Source organism: Streptomyces sp. NPDC104313 (assembly GCF_055583985.1).
Map to the genome: position 1 here is coordinate 1 of NZ_JBVJMW010000038.1, position 1,572 is coordinate 1,572.

General features: G+C 56.0%; 1 rRNA gene (only partly in view). It reads right to left on the reverse strand.

Annotation, left to right across the window (positions count from 1 at the left end):
• Window positions 1-22 precede the first annotated feature (22 nt).
• Window positions 23-1,572, reverse strand: a 23S ribosomal RNA gene (locus ACZ60Q_RS35935); it runs 1,674 nt beyond the window's last position.

A 1,572-nucleotide genomic window follows, 5' to 3' on the forward strand; every position in this document is an offset into this window, starting at 1 on the left:
AACACAGTGGACGCGAGCAACTGAGGACAAGCCCTCGGCCTATTAGTACCAGTCAGCTCCACCCGTTACCGGGCTTCCACATCTGGCCTATCAACCCAGTCGTCTACTGGGAGCCTTAACCCTTCAAGAGGGTGGGAATACTCATCTCGAAGCAGGCTTCCCGCTTAGATGCTTTCAGCGGTTATCCTTTCCGAACGTAGCCAACCAGCCATGCCCTTGGCAGGACAACTGGCACACCAGAGGTTCGTCCGTCCCGGTCCTCTCGTACTAGGGACAGCCCTTCTCAATATTCCTGCGCGCGCAGCGGATAGGGACCGAACTGTCTCACGACGTTCTAAACCCAGCTCGCGTACCGCTTTAATGGGCGAACAGCCCAACCCTTGGGACCGACTCCAGCCCCAGGATGCGACGAGCCGACATCGAGGTGCCAAACCATCCCGTCGATATGGACTCTTGGGGAAGATCAGCCTGTTATCCCCGGGGTACCTTTTATCCGTTGAGCGACAGCGCTTCCACAAGCCACTGCCGGATCACTAGTCCCGACTTTCGTCCCTGCTCGACCCGTCGGTCTCACAGTCAAGCTCCCTTGTGCACTTACACTCAACACCTGATTGCCAACCAGGCTGAGGGAACCTTTGGGCGCCTCCGTTACTCTTTAGGAGGCAACCGCCCCAGTTAAACTACCCATCAGACACTGTCCCTGATCCGGATCACGGACCGAGGTTAGACATCCAGCACGACCAGAGTGGTATTTCAACGACGACTCCACAACCACTGGCGTGGCCGCTTCAAAGTCTCCCACCTATCCTACACAAGCCGAACCGAACACCAATATCAAACTATAGTAAAGGTCCCGGGGTCTTTCCGTCCTGCTGCGCGAAACGAGCATCTTTACTCGTAGTGCAATTTCACCGGGCCTATGGTTGAGACAGTCGAGAAGTCGTTACGCCATTCGTGCAGGTCGGAACTTACCCGACAAGGAATTTCGCTACCTTAGGATGGTTATAGTTACCACCGCCGTTTACTGGCGCTTAAGTTCTCAGCTTCGCCACTCCGAAAAGCAGCTAACCGGTCCCCTTAACGTTCCAGCACCGGGCAGGCGTCAGTCCGTATACATCGCCTTACGGCTTCGCACGGACCTGTGTTTTTAGTAAACAGTCGCTTCTCGCTGGTCTCTGCGGCCACCCCCAGCTCAAGCAGCAAGTGCTATCACCAGTGATGGCCCCCCTTCTCCCGAAGTTACGGGGGCATTTTGCCGAGTTCCTTAACCATAGTTCACCCGAACGCCTCGGTATTCTCTACCTGACCACCTGAGTCGGTTTAGGGTACGGGCCGCCATGAAACTCGCTAGAGGCTTTTCTCGACAGCATAGGATCATCCACTTCACCACAATCGGCTCGGCATCAGGTCTCACCCTTAACGTGTGACGGATTTACCTACCACACGGGCTACACCCTTACCCCGGGACAACCACCGCCCGGGCTGGACTACCTTCCTGCGTCACCCCATCGCTTACCTACTACAAGTCTGGTTCATCGGCTCCACCACTACCCTCAACTCCGAAGAGATCGG